The sequence below is a fragment of the Shewanella cyperi genome (assembly GCF_017354985.1).
Classification (GTDB): domain Bacteria; phylum Pseudomonadota; class Gammaproteobacteria; order Enterobacterales; family Shewanellaceae; genus Shewanella; species Shewanella cyperi.
On the sequence record NZ_CP071501.1, the window covers coordinates 3,945,022 to 3,966,006 of the forward strand.

Annotated in this window: 19 protein-coding genes; 11 read left to right on the forward strand and 8 right to left on the reverse strand. The window is 58.7% G+C overall.

Translation table 11 applies throughout. From position 1 onward, the window contains the following. Positions 1 to 54 precede the first annotated feature (54 nt). Positions 55 to 813, reverse strand: coding sequence for a class I SAM-dependent methyltransferase (locus JYB84_RS17520; RefSeq protein WP_228289659.1), 759 nt, complete (start codon positions 811 to 813; stop codon positions 55 to 57). A 174-nt stretch (positions 814 to 987) separates the two neighbouring features. Here JYB84_RS17520 and JYB84_RS17525 point away from each other — a divergent pair, with 174 nt between their 5' ends. Continuing rightward, positions 988 to 1,596 carry an energy transducer TonB gene (locus JYB84_RS17525; protein ID WP_207321285.1) on the forward strand — a complete coding sequence of 203 codons (609 nt, stop codon included), beginning with the start codon at positions 988 to 990 and terminating at the stop codon, positions 1,594 to 1,596. A gap of 38 nt (positions 1,597 to 1,634) precedes the next feature. On the opposite strand, the gene yjeH is transcribed toward JYB84_RS17525, so the two are convergent. Then, on the reverse strand, positions 1,635 to 2,891 hold the full coding sequence (gene yjeH, locus JYB84_RS17530) for an L-methionine/branched-chain amino acid transporter (protein ID WP_207321286.1): 1,257 nt from the start codon (positions 2,889 to 2,891) through the stop codon (positions 1,635 to 1,637). Between the two features lie 162 nt (positions 2,892 to 3,053). Between yjeH and JYB84_RS17535 the strand changes: the two genes are divergently transcribed. From JYB84_RS17535 to menE, 5 genes are all read left to right on the forward strand, one after another. Then, positions 3,054 to 3,482, forward strand: coding sequence for an Lrp/AsnC family transcriptional regulator (locus JYB84_RS17535; protein WP_207321287.1), 429 nt, complete (start codon positions 3,054 to 3,056; stop codon positions 3,480 to 3,482). Positions 3,483 to 3,570: 88 nt separating this feature from the next. After that, on the forward strand, positions 3,571 to 5,292 hold the full coding sequence (gene menD / locus JYB84_RS17540) for a 2-succinyl-5-enolpyruvyl-6-hydroxy-3-cyclohexene-1-carboxylic-acid synthase (protein ID WP_207321288.1): 1,722 nt from the start codon (positions 3,571 to 3,573) through the stop codon (positions 5,290 to 5,292). Beyond that, positions 5,289 to 6,104 (forward strand): 2-succinyl-6-hydroxy-2,4-cyclohexadiene-1-carboxylate synthase, encoded by an 816-nt coding sequence (menH, locus tag JYB84_RS17545; RefSeq protein WP_228290836.1) that lies wholly within the window; start codon positions 5,289 to 5,291, stop codon positions 6,102 to 6,104. The genes menD and menH overlap by 4 nt, the downstream gene beginning before the upstream one ends. A 2-nt stretch (positions 6,105 to 6,106) precedes the next feature. After that, positions 6,107 to 7,144, forward strand: a complete 1,038-nt coding sequence (menC, locus tag JYB84_RS17550; RefSeq protein WP_228290839.1) for an o-succinylbenzoate synthase — start codon at positions 6,107 to 6,109, stop codon at positions 7,142 to 7,144. Next, positions 7,138 to 8,595: an o-succinylbenzoate--CoA ligase gene (menE, locus tag JYB84_RS17555; protein ID WP_207321290.1), complete on the forward strand. Its 1,458-nt coding sequence runs from the start codon at positions 7,138 to 7,140 to the stop codon at positions 8,593 to 8,595. The genes menC and menE overlap by 7 nt, the downstream gene beginning before the upstream one ends. Before the next feature lie 65 nt (positions 8,596 to 8,660). Here menE and rpoH read toward each other — a convergent pair whose 3' ends face one another. The 4 genes from rpoH to ftsY form a co-directional block, all read right to left on the reverse strand. Continuing rightward, positions 8,661 to 9,518, reverse strand: coding sequence for an RNA polymerase sigma factor RpoH (gene rpoH, locus JYB84_RS17560; protein WP_207321291.1), 858 nt, complete (start codon positions 9,516 to 9,518; stop codon positions 8,661 to 8,663). Between the two features lie 177 nt (positions 9,519 to 9,695). After that, positions 9,696 to 10,661: a permease-like cell division protein FtsX gene (ftsX, locus tag JYB84_RS17565; RefSeq protein WP_207321292.1), complete on the reverse strand. Its 966-nt coding sequence runs from the start codon at positions 10,659 to 10,661 to the stop codon at positions 9,696 to 9,698. A gap of 25 nt (positions 10,662 to 10,686) precedes the next feature. Next, complete coding sequence (gene ftsE, locus JYB84_RS17570) at positions 10,687 to 11,373, reverse strand: cell division ATP-binding protein FtsE (protein ID WP_207321293.1); 687 nt, start codon at positions 11,371 to 11,373, stop codon at positions 10,687 to 10,689. Continuing rightward, on the reverse strand, positions 11,370 to 12,809 hold the full coding sequence (gene ftsY / locus JYB84_RS17575) for a signal recognition particle-docking protein FtsY (protein WP_207321294.1): 1,440 nt from the start codon (positions 12,807 to 12,809) through the stop codon (positions 11,370 to 11,372). Before ftsY ends, ftsE begins: the two co-directional genes overlap by 4 nt. A gap of 168 nt (positions 12,810 to 12,977) precedes the next feature. Here ftsY and rsmD point away from each other — a divergent pair, with 168 nt between their 5' ends. After that, positions 12,978 to 13,595 carry a 16S rRNA (guanine(966)-N(2))-methyltransferase RsmD gene (gene rsmD, locus JYB84_RS17580; RefSeq protein WP_207321295.1) on the forward strand — a complete coding sequence of 206 codons (618 nt, stop codon included), beginning with the start codon at positions 12,978 to 12,980 and terminating at the stop codon, positions 13,593 to 13,595. A gap of 42 nt (positions 13,596 to 13,637) precedes the next feature. On the opposite strand, the gene JYB84_RS17585 is transcribed toward rsmD, so the two are convergent. Beyond that, positions 13,638 to 14,240: a NapC/NirT family cytochrome c gene (locus tag JYB84_RS17585; protein WP_207321296.1), complete on the reverse strand. Its 603-nt coding sequence runs from the start codon at positions 14,238 to 14,240 to the stop codon at positions 13,638 to 13,640. 451 nt (positions 14,241 to 14,691) lie between these two features. On the opposite strand from JYB84_RS17585, the gene JYB84_RS17590 reads away from it, so the two are divergent. The 4 genes from JYB84_RS17590 to JYB84_RS17605 all read left to right on the forward strand — a co-directional run bounded on the left by JYB84_RS17590 (position 14,692) and on the right by JYB84_RS17605 (position 20,119). Further along, on the forward strand, positions 14,692 to 15,081 hold the full coding sequence (locus JYB84_RS17590; protein ID WP_207321297.1) for a hypothetical protein: 390 nt from the start codon (positions 14,692 to 14,694) through the stop codon (positions 15,079 to 15,081). Positions 15,082 to 15,177: 96 nt separating this feature from the next. Next, positions 15,178 to 15,456 (forward strand): heavy metal-binding domain-containing protein, encoded by a 279-nt coding sequence (locus tag JYB84_RS17595; RefSeq protein WP_207321298.1) that lies wholly within the window; start codon positions 15,178 to 15,180, stop codon positions 15,454 to 15,456. A 23-nt stretch (positions 15,457 to 15,479) separates the two neighbouring features. Continuing rightward, complete coding sequence (locus tag JYB84_RS17600) at positions 15,480 to 16,964, forward strand: efflux RND transporter periplasmic adaptor subunit (protein WP_207321299.1); 1,485 nt, start codon at positions 15,480 to 15,482, stop codon at positions 16,962 to 16,964. A gap of 8 nt (positions 16,965 to 16,972) precedes the next feature. Further along, entirely contained in the window at positions 16,973 to 20,119 is a 3,147-nt protein-coding gene (locus tag JYB84_RS17605) for an efflux RND transporter permease subunit (RefSeq protein ID WP_207321300.1), read from the forward strand. A 47-nt stretch (positions 20,120 to 20,166) separates the two neighbouring features. Here JYB84_RS17605 and JYB84_RS17610 read toward each other — a convergent pair whose 3' ends face one another. Beyond that, positions 20,167 to 20,919, reverse strand: a complete 753-nt coding sequence (locus JYB84_RS17610; RefSeq protein WP_207321301.1) for a VOC family protein — start codon at positions 20,917 to 20,919, stop codon at positions 20,167 to 20,169. Between the last annotated feature and the right edge of the window lie 66 nt (positions 20,920 to 20,985).

Below are 20,985 nucleotides of genomic sequence, written 5' to 3' on the forward strand. Positions count from 1 at the left end.
TCAGGGCATGGGAGCCTGGCCAGCCTCAGCCGGCCGCTCATGCCATCCAAAACCTCAATGACCGCGGCCGAATTTCAGCACAAAACGGCTGGTTTTGCCGCGAACCGAAGGATCGAACACGGACAGGGTCAAGGGATCGTCCGGATTCTCCAACACATCAGTGCTGTCCAGCAGTTTGAAACCCGCCTGTTCCATGCGACGGATCACCTCACTGCGATCAATGCGATGCAGCTTTTCCGCGCTGCTGACATCGGCACCGGGCACTGTGGCATGGTCTATGATGGCCACATAACCATCGGCCTTGAGAGCCCGGTAGAACAGGGCAGTGAGGCGATCCACGTCTATGGCCGGCCAGCTGTCATCATGAAAATAGGTGTCATGGAAGCCAAGCACGAAGAAAATACGATCGAAGCTGGCATCGGCAAAGCTCAGGTCGTTGGCCTCGGCGATCAGCGACTCCACATTCGGCAAACGCTCGCTGTAGCTGCGACGTTTCAGGTCTTCGGCGGCAAAGGGCAGATAAGCCTGGTTATTGTGGGCAACAACTTTGCCCTTGGGCCCCACAGTCCGGGCCAGCAATTCGGTGTAGTAACCGCCACCGGAAAACAAATCCAATATCTGTTGTCCCGGCTGCACCTCGAAAAAGTGCAATATTTCCTGTGGATGCCGGTTTGCATCCCTTACCCTGTCTGTAGCCGGCCGTTCGCTGGCACTGATGGCAGAAGCGATAGCATCAGCATTTTCTGCTGCCTGGGCCTGCATCAGCAGCAGGTTGGTCAGCACACAAACTCCCAACAACCACTTGTGTTTCATATTTGCCTCAATAGTAAACTTTTAGATCTAATTAAGTAAACAAACAGTAACCTAACCGTTTTTGCATTGTAAGTTTTTGCATTTATTGGGAATAAATGTAAGAAAATGTTTGTCGTCGGTCACACTTTGCTGCTAGCTCTATCAGGGAAGAGTTAATTAAGGAAGGGGAACACCATGAACAATATGCTGGTACAAAAAACTTCCATCACAGCGATGGGCGCGTTAATTACCCTGGCGCTGTTTGCCTGTATGGCGCGGTTGATTTATCAACCGCCCATGGCGCCGCCAACTACTGTAACGACACCAACGATAGAAATCACCCAGACCATAGTTGAGCTCCCGCCCAAAACCAACCGCGAGTTGCCAAAGCCACCGGAGATGATCAGCCCCCCCAGAGTGACCACGCCTGTAGCAGGCGCGCCAAATGGGACAATTGAAACTCCAACAATTACCGAGTTGCCGCAACCACCCGTAATTGACAATGGTCCCGGCGGCACCTCGGATTACGAGGTGATGCCCGTGGTACAAATTGAGCCCCAGTACCCGATAGATGCGGCCCAGAATGGCATCGAAGGTTATGTGATTGTACGCTTTGATGTCCAGGCCAACGGCGCCGTGACCAATGTACAGGTGGCGGACGCCAATCCCCGCCGCATCTTCGACAAGTCGGCCCTGGCTGCGGTAAAAAAGTGGAAGTACAAGCCGAGATTAGAAGCCGGCAAGGCGGTCGCGGCCCCCAATCAGCAGGTGCGTTTGGACTTCACCCTCGACAGGAAAAACTGAAGCAAAAGGGGCACAGGTGTCACCTGTGCCCTTCCTTATCAGCCCTGACTGGCGGGGATCTTGGCCAGGTGGGACTTTTGCCACCAGAGTATCGGCGCCACTATGGCCACCAGCATCAGGGCATAGGCCATGCGCTCACCCAGAGCCGCCGCCATACCAATACAGAACAGCAGTCCCAGAATTATCCAAGGACGACATTCCCGCCCCAGCAGGCGCCAGGCCGCCAACATCGACAGCAGATAGATGATGACGAACACGCCGTTGCTCCAGGCAATAAGATGCTCCAACTCCTGACCAAACAGGAAACACAGGCTGAGTACAAAAGCCATCAACCCCAGGATCCCGGTCAGCGCCCGCACCGGCACCCCATGGCTGTTAAGCTTGCCGAACCAGCGCGGCGTAATGCCCTCACGACTGAAGCTCCACAGCAGGCGAGCGGCACTGCCGGAATAGACGTTTACCGTCGCCAGGCCAGAGGCAATGCCCAAGATACCGATAATTTTGGCGCCACCACCACCCAGCAGGGTATCAAACACTCCCATCATGGCCACGGGGGCCTCGCTTGGCACCAGCATCAACAGGGCGGTGCAGACCACGTAGATCAGCCCCACCAGCACTGTGCCCAACATCATCGCCGGGATCATATCCTTTTGTGGCTCGCGAAAGTCGTTGGCCAGATGGGTCATGGCCTCAACTCCGAGAAAGCTCCAGAAGGCAATGCCGGCCGCCGCCATAACGGGGGACGTCGCCAGGCTCAACTCGGGCAAGGTCAGTTCAACCTGGCCACCTTGCACCCCGAAGGCCGACAACAGCGCCAACACCACTGTCACTATCCCCAGGGTCAGACCAAATTGGGCCTTGGCCGACAGGTGCAAACCCTTGAGGTTGGCGAGCCACAAACCGAAGATCACCAGCAACTGCGCCAGTAACAGGCCCCAACCCGCCAGGGGGATCAAGGCGGTCACAAATTGGAAGGTCATCAGGATCGCGGCCGGCGCTCCCATGGGCACCACCAGCAAAAAGATCAGCCCTATGGTTCGTCCCAGGGTACGGCCAAAGGCTTTTTCCACGAAGAAGGCCGGTCCCGCCGCATGGGGAAAACGACTCGCCAGGCGTCCGAACACCAAGGTAACGGGAATGATGGCCAGGGTCAGCAGGATCCAGGCCAACAGGGCACCGCTGCCCGCCAGCTCCAATGTCATCTGCGGTAAGATAAACACCCCTGTGCCCAGCAAAGTGGTGGCCATCAGGCCCGCGCCCTGCCAACGTCCTATAGTTCCGCTAATCTGTTCCATCTGCTAAATTACCCCGGCTCTGAATGGCAAAAGTATAGTCCCAAGGCCTCCGCCAATCTGCCGCCCTTTTCCGCCAGAGTCACACACAATACCGACAATTTGCCGGTTTTCAGCTAAAATGCCGGCAAAATGCCGGTGTGCTGTAAATCAACGGAGTTCAAGTTGGACAAATTCGATCAAGCCATCATCAATGCCCTGCGCCAGGATGCCCGCCAGAGCGTGTCTGCCATCGCAGAGCAGGTCAATCTGTCCCGCAGCGCCGTGGCCGAGCGGATCAAGAAGCTGGAGCAAAGCGGCGTTATCCGCGGTTATCAGGTACTGCTGAGCGAATCCCAAAAGGAAGGGGTGTCGGCCTATTTCGAGATCCAGCACAAATGCCCCCGCTGTGCCGATGTGGTGCATGTGTTTCAGGCCATCCCCGAGGTGATCACCTGCCGCGGTATCTCAGGTGACATGGATTTGCTGGTCTATGTCCACGCCCCCTCGATGCGCCGTTTGCACGAGATCCGCGAATACATAGACACCCACATAGACATAGTGAAAATCAAGACCCATGTGGTCATGAGCGAGTGGATTAACAACCAGGGTTGAAGCGGCTCGCATTTTTACGCTGGCAGAGATATCTGACTGAAAAGATTAAGGGTACACTGGATAGCAAACCCTTGCCGGAGCCCAGCCCATGCAGCCTGACAGTCACAGCCTCGCCGATCTGAACCTGCTCTGGGGATCGCTGATCCTCGAAGAACTGGCCCGTCTTGGCGTGCAACACCTGTGTATGGCGCCCGGTTCCCGCTCCACACCTCTGACCCTGGCAGCCGCCGCCCAGGATAAAATGCAGCGCCACCTGCACTTCGATGAGCGCGGTCTGGGCTTTTTAGCCCTGGGACTGGCCAAGGCCAGTGCCGCCCCCGTAGCCATAATCACCACCTCGGGCACCGCTGTTGCCAACCTCTATCCGGCAGTTATCGAAGCCGCATTAACCGGCGTCCCCCTGGTGGTACTCAGCGGCGATCGACCTCCGGAGCTGCTGGGCTGTGGCGCCAACCAGGCCATAGACCAGAGCGGCATCTTTGCCGGTTATGCCGACAGGCTCAATCTGCCACCGGCCGACCCACAGCTGCCGCCCCAGGCGCTACTGAGCGCCATAGATGAGAAGGTCGCTAATGCCAGAGGGCCGGTGCACATTAACTGCATGTTCCGCGAGCCCCTGTATCCCGATGGCCAGGCGAATTTGAGCGGTTTTGCCGATTATTTGCGGCCGCTGGAGGCCTGGCAGCAACAACAAACACCCCTGGTGCAATTCGCGCCCCACTCCCCCCTGTCTCTGCCACCCCAGGATGCCATGCTGCGCTTTGCCCACGGCAAGGGCGTGATTGTGGCGGGCTGCCTGACACCCGAAGAGGATCCCGGCGCACTTATTGCCCTGTCCCAGAGTCTGGGCTGGCCGCTGCTGACCGATGCCCAAAGCCAGCTCAGGCAGCATCCCGCCGTCATTGGCCATATAGATCAGCTGTTGCAACAGCCCAAGGCCAAGGCCCTGCTGGAGCAGGCCGACAGGCTGTTGCTGATAGGTGGCCGTCTGCTGTCGAAGCGGCTACTGGCCTACATCAAAAATCGCGACTGGCACAGCCTGTGGCAGGTGCTGCCGAGCCAGCAACGGCTGGACCCAGACCACAGCAACAAGCAGGTGTGGCTGGCCAGTGCCGGGCAACTGGCGGCCCTGAACTGGCCCCGCTCCTCGTCGGCCAATTGGGCCACGGAACTGACGGGACTGAACCAGGAGCTGGAGCAACTCTTCATCCGGCATATCGACAGCGGCGAATTCGGCGAGGCCCAGGTGGTCCGCGCCATGGTGTCCAGACGCACCACGGAACAACAGTTCCTGCTCGGCAACAGTCTGCCGGTGCGGCTGTACGACATGTACGCCCCCATCAGTTGCTGCGCAGCAACCACTTACACCAACCGCGGCGCCTCGGGCATAGATGGCCTGCTCGCCACCGCCTGCGGCCTGGCACGCCATGGTGGACGCCCCACCAGCCTGGTGCTGGGTGATCTGTCGGCCCTGCACGATCTCAACTCTTTGGCCCTGGCACGGGATCTCGGCAATCCGCTGGTGATAGTGGTGCTCAACAATGACGGCGGCAACATCTTCAACCTCTTGCCGGTCCCCACCGAGGCCCTGCGCAGCGACTTCTACCGCCTCAGTCATGGACTGGAATTCGGTTATGGTGCCGCCATGTTTGGCCTGCCCTATGACAGGGTCGAGTGCCTGGATGACTTTATCAGCGCCTACGAGGCGGCGCTGGAGCACAATGGCGCCTCCGTCATCGAGGTCAGCGTTTCCAGCCACCAGGCCAGCGCTCAAATCGCCACACTGGGCCAGTGGGTGAAGCAACTGTGAGCAAGCCGCTACTGGTGCTGCTGCATGGCTTTCTCGGCGATCGCCATGATTGGCAGCCCTTGTTGCATTTGCTTGAACCCCACTTTCATTGCCTCTGTCCCGAACTGCCGGGCCATGGGTTGAATGTCGATCAGCCCTTGCCCACACCGGGCCTTGAGGCCGCGGCGGCCCGTATTCTGGCGCAGCTGGACAGCATTACACCCCATGGTGCCCAACCGGGCAGGTTTCATCTCTACGGCTATTCCCTCGGCGGCCGCATAGCCCTGCACCTGGCTAAACAGCTGGCCCTGTCGGCGCCGGAGCGCCTGCTGAGCCTGACCCTGGAATCCAGCCATCCCGGTCTGGCATCGGCATCCGAGCGGCAAGAGAGGATCGCCAGTGATGCGGTCTGGGCCGAGCGGCTGCGCCATGAGCCCATGACAGACTTTCTGGATGCCTGGTATCGCCAGCCGCCCTTTGCCGAACTGAGTGAGCAAGCACGGTCAGCATTAATCGAAAAACGCGCAGGCCAGAACCCGGCAGCGCTGGCAAACTGCCTGCAGGCCTGCTCACTTGGACTGCAACAGGATTTGAGTGCCCTGCCCGGCCAATTGCCCTGTCCCGTGCATTACCTCTATGGCGAACGGGACAGCAAGTTTGCAGCCCTGGCCCAGGCATGGCGGGCACAAGCGGAGCAGCAGCCCGGCACTAACAAGCTGCACTTACACCCCATTGTGGCGGCCGGGCATAACTGCCATCTGGCCAGGCCCGAGGCGGTGGCAGAGGTGCTTATTCAGCAACTGCAACAAATTCATCTGCAAAAAGGCTTATAACAGTGACCGAAATAACCCGTCTGGCACTCTATGGCTATCAAATCCCGCTTAATCCGCCCCTGCCGGTGGGCCGCCAGCGCATAACCAGCCGTCATGGTCTGTTGCTGCGGGCTTTCACGGACCAGGACGAAGCCGTGGTGGAACTGGCGCCGCTTAGTGGCACCGACATGGATGGCGAGCCCATTGAGGGCTTCAGCCGTGAAAGCCTGAGGCAGCTGCAGGAAGAGTTGATCGCTTTGTTGCCGCAACTTGGCAGTACCGAGGCGCTGGAAAGGGCTGCCGGGCAAACGGCTTTGCCTTCCCTCGCCTGGGGCCTGGGACTACTGGCCCTGAAACTGGAAGGTCAACTCACCTCCAGGCAACCCAGGCTTGCCCCTGTGCCTTTGATTTATCGCCTGCCCAATGAAACAGCCGATGAGCTGGTGCAGCGGCTGGCCAAACTGCCAAGGGATTGCCGCTTTGCCAAGCTCAAGATAGCGCAGAATGACGTTGAGACTGAGCTTAGGCTGATCTATGCCCTGCTGGCCGCGAGGCCGGATATCAGGTTACGCCTTGATGCCAACGGCGGTTTCACACTCACCCAGGCCGCGGATTTTTGCGCCTGTCTGCCCAGGATCAGTATCGATTTTATTGAAGACCCCTGCCGGGAAAGCGCCGATTGCGAGGCCCTGCACAGTGCCTTGGGTCTGGGCTATGCCCTGGATGCGCCCCTCAATGCCCCCGACTTCGAGCTGAGTCCACTGGCAGGGCTCAGGGCCCTGGTGCTCAAACCCATGCTGATCGGCAGCCCGGCCAAGGTGCAGGCGCTGATTGCAGCGGCGCAGCAACTGGGCATGCGCTGTATTATCAGCTCGACACTGGAATCCTCGCTCGGCATCAGCGATTTGGCTGCCTTTGCCGCCCAGGAAACCCCGGATGAGGCGCCGGGGCTGGACACGCTTGCCGCCTTTGAGGCAGATCTGCTGGTCAGCAGCGGCAAGGCCCTGCGCCTGGAGTTCGGGCAATTGCCGCTATTGGCATCCTGGGAGGCGGGATGTTAGCCGGCATCAGCCCCTTGCACCGGATGGCGGCACGCCAGCCTGACGCCATCGCCGTCATTGCCAAGGCCCAGCTCAGTGAGAACCAGAACGGTGAGATTCAGCTCAGCTACGGTGAACTCAACCATAGGGTGCTGGCCACGGCCGCGGCCCTGAAGCAAGCCAAGATTAAGCGCCTGGGGGTGATCGGCCCCAACAGCCTGGAGCAGATTATCCTCTATTGGGCCTGTGTCGATGCCGGCAGCCTGTTTTGCCCCCTGTCCTGGCGTTTACCCGAGGACCAGCTGGCTCAGCTGGCCACAGAGCTGCGCCTGGACGCCCTGAGCCTAGATACCGAGCATGATCTCAAGCTCAACGGCATGTCTGTGCCGCGTTTTCCTTTACCGAACTTGCCGCTGCCAAACTTTGCCAGCAGCGCCTTTGAGCCCCCAACACCCGCGCCAATCGATCCCTTGCGGCCGGTGAACCTGATCCTCACCTCGGGCTCCAGCGGTAAACCCAAGGCGGCGCTCCATTGTCTGAACAATCACATGGCCAGTGCCGAGGGCGCCGCGAGCCTGATCCCACTCTCACCTGGGGATCGCTGGCTCCTGTCGCTGCCGCTGTTTCATATCGGCGGTCTGGCGATAGTTAACCGCTGCGCCCTTGCCGGGGCCACTCTGGTGCTGCCGTCGGCCCAGGGGCTTGCCAAGGACATTCGCCGCTTTAAGGTCAGTCACCTGTCGCTGGTGATGACCCAGTTGCGCAAACTGCTTGTGGAAGACCCGGATGCCCTGGGCAGAGTGAAAGCCCTTTTGCTCGGCGGCAGCGCCCTGGCGCCCGACCTGCTGACGCGACTTAAGGAACTCAATGTCAGCGCCTTTGGCAGCTATGGCATGACGGAAATGTCGTCGCAGATCACCACAGGTCTTATCAATGCCAGTGTTGAGGGCATGGGCCACAGTGGCCACTTGCTGCCGGGGCGGGAACTGCGGCTGGTCGATGGGGAAATCCAGCTGGAGGGGCCCTGCCTGTTCCTCGGTTATCTGGAAGGTGACAAGATTAACCTGCCGCTGACCGCCGATGGCTGGTTTGCCAGCGGCGATCTGGGCCGGCTAGATGAGCATGGCCGGCTGCATGTGAATGGCCGCAAAGACAACATGTTCGTCTGTGGCGGTGAAAACCTGCAACCGGAAGAAGTGGAAGCGGCCCTGAAGCAGCATCCGGAGATAGAAGAGGCGTTGGTGTTCGGCGCCGAAGATCCTGAATTTGGGCTGCTGCCCCAGGCCATACTGCGTTGCCGGGAAGGTTGCCGGAACACCATGCCGAGTCAGGCGCAGCTGGATGCCTTTCTCGCCCCCCGGCTGGCACGCTTCAAACGGCCCCGGCGCTACCATCCCTGGCCCGAGCTCATTGACTCAGGGCTCAAGCCCAACCGCAAGGCGCTGATTGCCGCGGTTAAAGCCAAGTACTAAAAAGTCATAAAAAGCGCGCACAAAAAAACCGGCCTTGGCCGGTTTTTCTTTAGATGCTTTCGAGATCAGGCTTCCATGCAGGCCTTGAGCTTGTTCATGGCATTCTTTTCCAACTGGCGAATGCGCTCGGCGGACACTTGATAGGTATCGGCCAGCTCCTGCAGGGTGATCTTGTCATCGTCCAACCAACGGGCTCGCAGAATGTGCTGGCTGCGCTCGTCGAGGGTCTTGATGGCCGACAGCAGACGCGCCTGGGAATTGCTTTCCCAGTTGTCGTTTTCCACCTGGGAAGCCAGATCGGAAGAATGGTCTTCCAGATAATGCACCGGCGCAAAATCATGCTCATCGTCACTGTCGTTGAGCAGATCGAAGGCCGGATCCTGGGCCGCCATGCGCGATTCCATCTCGGTCACATCCGCCTTGGACACGCCGAGATTCTCCGCCACCATGGTGACTTCCTCATCGCTGAACCAGCCCAGACGTTGCTTGGCCTTGCGCAGGTTGAAGAAGAGTTTACGTTGGGCCTTGGTGGTGGCCACTTTAACTATGCGCCAGTTTTTCAGCACATATTCATGAATTTCAGCCTTAATCCAGTGCACGGCAAATGACACCAGGCGCACACCCACTTCGGGGTCGAAACGCTTGACGGCCTTCATCAGGCCTATGTTGCCTTCCTGGATAAGATCGGCCTGGGGCAGGCCATAACCTGCATAACCCTTGGCCACATGCACCACAAAGCGCAGATGCGACATAATCAGCTGTTTCGCCGCCTGCAGGTCCCCGGTTGCCTGTAAACGCTTGGCAAGCGCGTACTCTTCCTCCGCCTCCAGCATTGGCATGCTGTTGACCGAATGAATGTAGGCTTCAAGGCTACCGCTTCCCTGGGGAACCATCAGTGCCATTGATTGCGTTTGTTCAGTCATTGGAACTCCTGTTTACTACTCAGTTGTGCCACATGCCCCCGCGTATCGGGGTGCTTATGAGCTGATGAACTATCGGATATCTGACATTCTATGTCAAGGCACCAGTCCATCGGGGCTTATTTTGTCCCCGACTTTGAGACTGTTCAAGTGAATAAAAGTTCACTTTTGACCCTGACTTCAGGAGGGCTCAATCGCCCTAAGATGTTGACGTACTGAAAGATATGAACCCAGCCAGCCGAGAAAGGCCGCCAGCAATACCAGTTGTAACAATTCTTTTACCGACAGCGATTGCATCTGCATACTGCTGCCATAAAGTCCCAGCAACTCGGCCAGGGCACCGTCGAGATACCACACCAGCAGGTTGATAATGAGCCAGGCCAGCAAGCCGCCGATAATGCCGTACCAAATGCCGGTGTAGAGGAACGGCCGTTGAATAAAGGCCTCGGTGGCCCCCACCAGCTTCATCACCTCGATTTCACTGCGCCGGTTCATTATCGCCAGGCGTATGGTGTTACCTATGACCAGCACCACGGCCAGCACCAGCAGGGCGGCGATGGCCAGCACAGTGCGCTCCAGCAGCCTCAGCACCGCCTGCAAACGCTCCAGCCATTCGATGTCGAGGCGACCGAAGCTGACCTCCTGTTCCCGCTCCAGCTTCGACAACAGCTCACGGGCACCTGTGGGGCTGGAATAACGGGCCGTAGGGGTGACAGTCACCACAGCCGGCAGCGGATTGGAATCCAGGTAGGCCAGGGCCTCGCCAAAACCCGACAGGCGCTGGAATTCATCCAAGGCCTTGGCCCTGTCGATGTAGTTGACCTCGGCCACTTCGGGAAACACCTTGATCCGGGAGATCAGGCTCTGGATCGCCTGCTCGCTGCGGCCTTCATCGATAAAAAGGGAGATTTCGGCGGCGCTGTTCCAGGACTGGGTCACAGTCTCGGCGTTTTTCACCAGCACCTGCAATGCCGCCGGCAGGCTCAGACTCACTCCCAGCACCGCCATGGTCATCACTGATGATACGGGATTGCGCCACAGCTCGCCCATGCTGGCCATGCCCTGTTGCAGATGTCGGATAAAGAACATCACTATCCGGCCGGATATGGGCAACTTGCTGCGGGTCAAATCGGCATGATTGGCCATCGGGGTTCCTCGTGGCGTCTGGGGCTCAGTTGGGTTCACCACCGGTCGCCAATTCCTGGGCGCCCAGCATACGTCCCTGTTTCAGGGTCAGGGTGCGGTATTTCATCCGTGCTATCAGACCCAGATCGTGGGTGGCGATCAGCACGCTGGTACCGGCATCGTTGAAGGTCTCGAACAGGCGCAAAATGTCCATCGACAGCTTGGGGTCGAGGTTACCCGTGGGTTCGTCCGCCAGCAGCAAGGCCGGCTTGTTGACTATGGCGCGGGCTATGCCCACCCTTTGCTGCTCACCGCCGGACAGCATGATGGGATTGTGTCTTTCCTTGCCAAACAGGCCCACCATGTCCAGCGACGCCGCGACGCGTTTGCGGATCTCGCCGTGGCTGAAGCCCTCGATCACCAGCGGCAGGGCCACGTTGTCAAACACGCTGCGGTCCATCAGCAGATGATGGTTCTGAAAAATCATGCCGATCTCCCGGCGCAGAAAAGGCACATGGCCGCGGTCAATACCGGCGATGTCGTGGCCGTTGATCCACACCCGCCCGGCACTGGCACGCTCGATAACGGTAATGAGCTTGAGCAGGGTGCTCTTGCCCGCCCCGGAGTGGCCGGTCAGGAAGGCCATCTCGCCCTTGCGCAGATGGAAGCTGACATCGGTCAGGGCCTTTTGGCCCCCGGAGTAGATCTTGCTGACCTGCTCAAATCGAATCATGAGTTATCCGTTTTATCCTGGCTGAATAGGGCATCGATAAAGTCGCGGGCATTGAACTCGCGCAGATCATCAATCTGCTCACCCACACCTATGTAACGGATAGGAATACCAAATTTATCGGCAATGGCAAAGATCACCCCGCCCTTGGCGGTGCCATCGAGCTTGCTGAGGGTGATGCCGGTGACACCCACCGCCTCCTGGAACAACTGTGCCTGGCTGATGGCATTCTGGCCTGTGCTGGCATCCAGGGTGAGCATCACCTCGTGGGGCGCGCTGTCGTCCTGCTTCTTCATCACCCGCACCACCTTCTTGAGTTCTTCCATCAGGTGGCTCTTGTTCTGCAGGCGACCGGCGGTGTCGCAGATAAGCACATCTATCTTGCGGGCACGGGCGGCCTGCAGGGCATCAAACAGCACGCTGGCACTGTCGGCCCCCGTGTGCTGGGCCACCACGGGAATATTGTTGCGCTGACCCCAGACCTGCAGCTGCTCCACTGCGGCGGCACGGAAGGTGTCACCGGCGGCCAGCATCACGCTCTTGCCCTGGCTCTGGTACTGTTTGGCCAGCTTGCCTATGGTGGTGGTCTTGCCGACGCCGTTGACGCCGACCATAAGGATCACAAAGGGGCCTTCGGCATTTTCGGGCACCAGGGGAATGCTCACCGGCGCCAGGGTCTTGTGCATTTCTTCCCTGAGCAGCTCGTATAAGGCCTCGGCATCCTTGAGTTGCTTGCGACTGGCGTGCTCTGTCAGCTTGGCAATAAGACGACTGGTGGTTTCCACCCCGACATCGGCGATCAGCAGGTGCTCTTCCAGCTCTTCAAACAGCTCATCATCGATCTTCTTGCCGCGGAACAGACCGATAAAGCCGCTGCCGATATTTTCGCTGGTGCGCTTAAGACTGCGCTTGAGACGGCTGAAGAAACCCTCGCGAACCGGCTTTTCCTGGGGCTCGGGCTGCAGTTGCTCGGCCTCGGCCGCCGCTTCCGCCGCCATTATGGCCTGGGCTGCCTCGGCTTCCGCTCGAACTTCGGCTTCCGCCTGAGCTTGAGCTTCGGCTTCTGCCTGGGCCTGAGCTTCGGCTTGCGCCCGAGCCTGAGCTGCGGCCTCCGCCCGGGCCTTGGCTGCGGCTTCTGCCTGGGCTTGAGCTTCGGCTTCCGCCTTGGCTTGAGCTTCGGCTTCCGCCTTGGCCTGAGCTTCGGCTTCCGCCTTGGCCTGAGCTTCGGCTTCCGCCTTGGCTTGAGCTTCGGCTTCCGCCTTGGCCTGGGCTGCAGCTTCCTCAGCTGCTTGAGTGTCGACGGCCACTTCAGGCTCAGCAGCCTGAGGTACTGGCTCCGCTACCTTGGCTTCCGCCCCGGGTTGTGTTTGCTGCACTGCCTCTGCGGCAGCGTCTTCCTTGTCCCGGCGGAACCAGGAAAAAAAACCTTTCTTTGACATGTATGATACCGATGCTCGAATAGCGCGCTGCGCTTGCTGTCCATTGCCGCGCTAAAGTCTCTGGAGGAGGATCCATCCCCATTGGCCGCGGTTTACGCTAGAATGGCGGCGCTTATAAGGTGGCCTAGTCTACCACTTTCTTTCTGTTGGCAAAATCTTGGGGGCACTATGGCCAAAAATACTTCAGCACAGTCACGGAGTGGGGCTGCCAAAACGGCTGGCCGTCCGGGTCAGGTGCGCATCATTGGTGGCCAATGGCGTTCACGTAAATTACCTATCCAGGATTTGGAGGGTCTCAGGCCCACCACAGACAGGGTGCGTGAAACCTTGTTCAACTGGCTGATGGGTGAGCTGACCGGTGCCCGGGTGCTGGACTGTTTCGGTGGCAGCGGTGCCCTGGCACTGGAGGCCCTTTCCCGTTATGCGGCCTACGCCAGGATCTTCGAACTGCAAAACGGCGCAGCGCAGCAGCTCAAAACCAACCTTGCCAGCCTCAAATGCACCCAAGCCGAGGTATTTCAGGGAGATACCCTGCAATGGTTGGCCCGCGGTACGGATCAAGGCTTTGACATCATCTTTATCGACCCGCCATTTCGCAAGGGTCTGGCCCAGCAATGCCTCGATGCCCTTGTGACCCATGGCTGGCTGAATCCCGGCGCCCTGGTCTACCTGGAAACTGAGTCCGAACTCGGCGCCCCAGCGGTGCCCACCCACTGGCAGGAACTGAAGCACAAGCAGGCCGGCCAGGTCAGCTACCGCCTCTATCGCTGTGGCGAGCCGCTATAGCAAAAGCCCTGCAAATGCAGGGCTTTTTTGTTCAATACTGGGTTAGCCTTCGGCTTCGCTCTCACCCTTTTCGCCTTCAGCCTCTTCCTTCGGATAAGGATGGGCCACGCCACGGTGACAATCGATACAGGTCTTGCGTTTTTCCGGGGCTTTCTTGGCGTTGTTCTTATGCATACGCACCGCCTTCTTGCTCATGGTATCCGGCTGATTATCATAGATACGCTTATGGCAGTTTTGACAGGTGGATGAGTCTATGGAACGCAGGAAGTCACGTGCCTTGTCGGCCTGCTCCTTGCGGTTGGCGTCCAGCCAGGCTTGGGTATTAAAGCCATCGATCATCATAAAGGTCAACGCATCCTTGGACACTATGATCTTTTTCTTCAGGTAGGCAAAAGGTTCCTGGGGAATATGACACTGCTGGCACTGCACCACTATGCCTTGCTTGTTGTTGCCATGGGCTGAAGCCATCACTTCATCCTTGAGGGAATGATTGCTGTGGCAGGTCATACAAAATTCGTCGGTGCTGGTCATATGCAGTGCGGTCTGGGTGCCAAAAAAGCCAACCACACCCACCAGGATACCCAGCACCAGCAGGCTGAATACCGAGATTTTCGCACTGGGTTTAAATAGGGCACGCCAGTTCATGATGCTATCTCCAAAGGGTAATTTATTTGTCTGGTTATGGGCTCATGTTAGTGCAGTTTTGGAGACAGAAACTTGATACAGCTCCTGATTTCATCCTTCTGTTACCCCTTTGCCAAGAAAATCCGCATCTGGGACGTAAAGCCAGCAAAGCCGCTGAAAGTGCACATAAAATCCATTCAGCTAAAGCTAATCCATGCCCCCATGGGCCGCAAGGTCTCTGCCCGCCACAGCGCAAATAATTGTGAAAAGTGTGAGCTGGATGCCGTTGACTGAATACATTTGCCTCTCGCCCCTGTCTGATAAAGAAATCACCAGCCTTAAGACAATCACCCAGGTTATCGGATCCTTGTCGACTATCCCTTAAGAGGTAAATTCAGCAAGTGTGAAATATATCAAGCCGTCTTTTTGAGCTTATGTTAAACTCGGGGCCTGTTTTATCAGGATCTGTTCAATGTTCTGTATCGGACGCACCATGCGACAGTCACTGCTGGTCATCTATACCCTGCTTGCCCTCTTGGGTCAGGCAGTGTTGGCCAATGGTTACGCCATGGGAATGCCCGAACATGAGCAGATGACCATGAGCAGCGACAACTGTGATGAATCCCAGAGCCATTGCTGCGATATGCCCATGACTGAACCGGAACAATCCCAGGGTTGTTGTGATTCGGACACGGGTTGTCAGCCGGATTGCGGCCACTGCCTCAGCATTTCCCTGACCACGGGACTTATCTACAGCGCCGACTGGCCCGTCATGCCTCTGCCCCGCACAACCATTACAATGGCCCAGCCCCATATTCCCCCTGTGGCTCCTCAAGCCAATTTCAGACCCCCTATCGCCTGAACTCCTGCTTTGCGCTATAGCGCATAACACATTAAATTAATGAATAATTTGGACAGGCTGCCGCTTCCCGACGCGACCTGTCCGCAGGAGAACAAGATGAAAATAATCATTAGCCTGCTGCTGGCCTTGGCGCTGAGCGGTATTTCCCATGCCAATCCCATTGAGGCCATGGAACAGGTCTATGCCTGCCCCATGCACCCTGAGGTCACAGGCAAAGCCGGCGACACCTGCCCCAAGTGCGGCATGAACCTGGTCAAGGCTGAGCCCGGCTACGCCTGCCCCATGCATCCTGAAGTCACAGGCCAGGCCGGAGACAGCTGCCCCAAGTGTGGCATGCATCTGAAACCCACCAAACACCAGACACACCAGCACTGATGGCTCGGTTCAGGAGAGTTAACATGAATAACAATGCCAAACTGCGCCACCCCCGCGCACGTCAGGCCGCGCTGCTGGCCGCACTGGCGATGTCGGTGCCGGCATTTCTGCCCTGGCAGTCGTTGCAGGCTGCAACCCTGACGGAAACGCTGGCGCCACAGGGCAAAGTCTATGCCTGTCCCATGCATCCCCATGTGCGCAGCCATGAGCCGGGCCGTTGCCCCGAGTGCAACATGTTTCTGGTAGAACAAGTGGAAGAGGAAGAAGAGGAAGAAGCCGTCATCGACGCCAAACCGGACCCGATGGAAGCCATGGCGGAGCACCAACACCAGGCTTCGCAAACGGAACAGCCCAAGTTACAACCGCTGCCGCAAAGCCTCTCCGGTGAGGCCACGGTCAAATACGTTTGCCCCATGCATTCCCATATCATCAGCGATACCCCCGGCACTTGCCCCATTTGCGGTATGCAGCTGGAAAAGGTGGAGATGCAGGCACATCAGGAAGTTCAGGTGGATGTATCTGGCAGCATGCAGCAGGCCCTGGCACTGCGAGTTGCCCCGGTGGAGCGTCAGACCCTGTGGAAATACGTCCGTACCGTGGGTCAGATTGACTATGACGAAAGTCAGCTGCAACACATACACGCCCGGGTCAGCGGCTGGGTCGACAAGCTGACCATAGAAGCCGTTGGCGACCGAATCAAACGCGGCCAGCTGCTGTATGAACTCTATTCTCCCGAGCTTATCAATGCCCAGGATGATTACCTGCTGGCGCTGGATACCCTCAAGAGTTCCGGCAACAGCGAGCGTTATCAAGAACTGGTGCGCAAGGCGGGGCTGCGCCTGGAATTGCTGGGCCTGAATCAGGATCAGATAGTGCAACTGGCCAAGAGTCACAAGACCCAGTACCGGGTGCCCTTCTATGCCAAAACCGACGGCGTGGTCACTCAGCTCAATATCCGTGAGGGCATGTACATCCAGCCCATGACAGAGATGATGGCGCTGACGGACTTGTCCAAGGTTTGGGTCATAGCCGATGTGTTTGAAAACGAGCAAAGCTGGTTGACCCTGGGTCAGAGTGCCGAGATAGACATCCCGGCCCTTGGCATCAGCGAGTTGCCCGGCGCCATAGATTACATCTATCCCGAGTTGGATCCCCTGACCCGCAGCCTGCGGGTCAGGATAGTGCTGGATAACAGCGCCAGCCTGGAACTCAGACCCAAGACCCTGGCCAAGGTGGCCCTGTTTGGCGGTCCCAAGCACGATGTGCTGGCACTGCCCCAGGAAGCCCTGATCCAGACCGGCAAGCAGAATCGGGTGGTGGTCAAACTCAGCGACAACAGCTTCACTGCCCGTGAAGTAACAGTGGGTATGCTGAGCCAGGGCCGGGCTGAGATTATCTCGGGCGTCAGCGAGGGTGAGCTGGTAGTGACTTCGGGTCAATTCCTGCTGGATTCAGAGGCCAGCCTCAAGGGCAGCTTGATGCGCCTTGGCAGCGGCCACCAGCACTAGGAGGCGCCATGCTGAATTACATCATTCAAACCAGCATACGCCAGCGGCTGATGCTGGTGATAGTGACCTTGCTGCTGGCGGTTTTTGGTATGGGTGAGCTGCGCAAGACGCCGCTGGATGCCCTGCCGGATCTGTCCGACGTGCAGGTGATCATCAAGACGCCCTATCCGGGTCAGGCCCCCAAGTTGGTGGAGGAACAGGTGACCTATCCCCTGTCCACCGCCATGCTTGCTGTGCCCGGTGCCAAGACGGTGCGCGGCTTTTCCATGTTCGGCGACTCCTATGTCTATGTGATCTTCGAAGATGGTACCGACATCTACTGGGCCCGCTCGCGAGTACTGGAATACCTGAGCCAGGTCAGCAGCCGTCTGCCGGACGGGGTTCAGCCCGCCCTGGGCCCGGACGCCTCCGGTGTGGGCTGGGTCTATGAATATGCCCTGGTGGATCGCAGCGGTAACCTGGACCTGTCGCAACTGAAGAGTCTGCAGGACTGGTACCTCAAGCTGGAATTGCAAAGCGTGGCCGGGGTGTCCGAAGTGGCCACAGTCGGCGGCATGGAGCAGACCTATCAGATAGTGTTGCAGCCGGACAAGATGGCCATCTACAAGCTGGATATAGCCACGGTACGCCAGGCGATTTCCCGCGCCAATGGCGAGGCCGGTGGCTCAGTAGTGGAAATGGCCGAGGCCGAATACATGGTGCGGGCCAAGGGCTATCGCCAGACCCTGGAGGACTTTCGCGAGATCCCCCTGGGAATCACCAGTGTTTCAGGCACCCCGCTGCAACTGAAGGATATAGCCAATGTTCGCAAGGGGCCGGCCTCCAGGCGCGGCATAGCCGAACTCGACGGTGAGGGAGAAGTGGTCGGCGGCATCATAGTGATGCGCTACGGCGAAAACGCCCTGGCCACCATAGAAGCGGTCCGCGCCAAGCTGGAACAGCTGAAGACCGGTCTGCCTCAGGGGGTGGAGATCATCCCTACCTATGACAGATCCAACCTGATCACCCAGTCGGTGGATAACCTGGTCCACAAGGTCATTGAGGAAATGCTGGTGGTGGGCCTGGTGTGCCTGCTGTTCCTGCTGCACGCCCGCTCCACCCTGGTGGCGGTGATCACCCTGCCGATGGCTATCCTCATCGCCTTCATCATAATGAATGCCATGGGTATCAACGCCAACATTATGAGCCTCGGCGGTATTGCCATCGCCATAGGTGCCGTGGTGGATGGCGCCATTGTCATGGTGGAAAACCTGCACAAACATCTGGAGCACTTCAAGGCCGAGCAACAAAGGGAGCCCATAGCGGCGGAGCACTGGCGGATTGTCGCCGAGGCGTCACTGGAGGTGGGACCGGCACTGTTTTTCTCGCTGCTGATCATCACCCTGAGCTTCGTGCCGGTGTTTGCCCTGGAGGCCCAGGAGGGACGTCTGTTTGCGCCCCTGGCCTACACCAAAACCTTTGCCATGGGCGCAGCGGCGCTGCTGTCCATCACCCTGGTGCCGGTGCTTATGGGCTATTTTATCCGCGGCAAGATCCCATCGGAGCGCAGCAACCCCATCAGCCGGGTACTGATTGCTCTCTACCGTCCGTCCCTGGGGCTGGTGCTGCGCTTCCCGCGCACCACACTGCTGCTGGCGTTGATTGCACTGGGCAGCGCCTGGTATCCGGCCAGCCGCATGGGCAGTGAGTTTATGCCGGCACTGGAGGAAGGGGATCTCCTGTATATGCCCACGGCCCTGCCCGGCATCAGCGCCGGCAAGGCCGCCGAGATTTTGCAGCAAACCGATAGGCTGATCCGCACAGTGCCCGAGGTGGCGCGGGTGTTCGGCAAGATAGGTCGGGCCGAAACCGCCACCGATCCGGCGCCACTGACCATGCTGGAAACCACCATAATGCTCAAGCCCAAGAGTGAGTGGCGTACCGGCCTGACCCTGGACGGCATTATCGAGCAGCTGCAGCAGACGGTACGTGTGCCCGGACTCACCAATGCCTGGGTACAGCCGATCAAGACCCGCATCGACATGCTGTCCACCGGCATCAAGACGCCGGTGGGGATCAAGATCACCGGCGCCGATGTTAACGAGCTGCAGTCCATTGGCGCCGAGATCGAGGCCATATTGGCCCGGTTGCCGAACACCCGCTCCGCCTATGCCGAACGGGTCGGCGGGGGTCGCTACATAGACATCAGCCCCAAGCTGGAAGTGGCCTCCCGCTACGGTATGACACTGATGGATATCCAGGACGTGGTGCGCTACGCCATCGGCGGCATGCAAATCGGTGAGTCGGTACAGGGAGCCGAGCGCTATCCCATCAACCTGCGTTATCCGCGGGAACTGCGCGACAATATTGAAAAACTCAGGGAATTGCCGGTGATCACCAAGACGGGCCATTACCTGCCACTCGGCAATCTGGCCCAGATAGAGATCAGCGATGGCCCGCCAATGCTGAAAAGCGAGAACGGCCGCCTGATCTCCTGGGTGTTTGTCGACATAGGTGATATTTCCATTGGCGAATACATTGAGGCCGCCCAAGCGGCACTCGACCAGCAGCTGAAACTGCCGGCCCGCTACAGCTACAGCTTTGCCGGTCAGTACGAGTATATGCAGCGGGTCGATGCCAAGCTCAGACAGGTGATCCCCATGGCACTGGCGGTGATCTTCATCCTGCTGATGCTGACCTTTGGCTCGGCGTTACAGGCCGCGGTCATCATGCTCAGCCTGCCCTTCGCTCTGGTGGGCAGCGCTTGGCTGCTGTACCTGCTGGGTTATCATTTATCTGTGGCGGTTGCCGTGGGCATGATAGCCCTGGCCGGAGTCGCGGCCGAGTTCGGGGTGGTGATGCTGGTGTATCTCAACAACGCCATTCGCCATCGCAAACACAGCGGGGAGTACCACAGCGAGGCCGATCTCAAGGCGGCGCTGATGGAGGGCGCCGTGATGCGGATCCGTCCCAAGGCCATGACAGTGGCGACCATCTTCTTCGGCCTGCTGCCCATCATGTGGGGCTCGGGCGCAGGTAACGATGTGATGCAGAAGATTGCCGCCCCCATGATTGGCGGCATGGTCACGGCACCGCTCCTGTCGCTGTTTGTGCTGCCGGCCCTGTACCTGTTGGTCTATCGGCGTAAACTGCCTGCCAATATTGAGCAGGCTTAATATGCCAAGGGGCGCCACAGGGCGCCCCTTTTTTATCCGTGACCAAATCAGAAATCCAGGGCTATGACAGCAAAGGTCGCTCCCTGGGGATCCTTGAGCACGCTGAAGCGGCCCACATTGGGAATATCCGTCGGCGGCACACAGACCTCGCCATCCAAGTTCAGGGCTTGCCCTGTCACGGCGTCGCAATCACGCACCTGGAAATACAGCAGCCAGTTGGCCGGCTCTTCAGCGTCCATGGGCATGATGCCACCGCATTCCCGGCCATCGGCCAGTACCTCGTGGTATTCCATACCCGGCAGGGATGAAGTGCGAAAATCCCAGCCGAACACCCGGTGATAGAAATCCATGGCACGGGACGGCTCCCGGCAGGCCAATTCCATCCAACACAGGCTGCCCGATTCACCGAAGCGGCGCGCGCCTATGTGTTTATCGGCCTGCCACAGGGAGAAGCGAGCCCCCTGGGGATCGACCATGTGCGCCATTCGACCGGCTTGGGCGACAGCGTGGGGGCCAAACAGCAGGCTGCCACCGGCCGCTTCGGCGCGGGCTATGGTAGCCTCAAGATTATCGCAGGCAAAATAACCGCCCCATTGGCTGACCTCACCCTCAGGCAATTTAAAAATGGCCCCCAGATCGTCCCCCTCCAGGGTGAACATACAGAAGGCGCCGGCCGGTGCCACCAAGTCAGCCATTTCCCAGCCCAGCAGGGTCCGGTAAAACTGCTTGGCGCCGGGCCAGTCCGTGGTGCCAAGCTCGCTCCAACAGGGGTGCCCCGATTGATAGGCTGATATCTTCATGATTGCAGTTCCCTTTTTCACCCATGAGTCTTTAGTAAAGTCAGGGAAGGAATATTTGTCTATGCT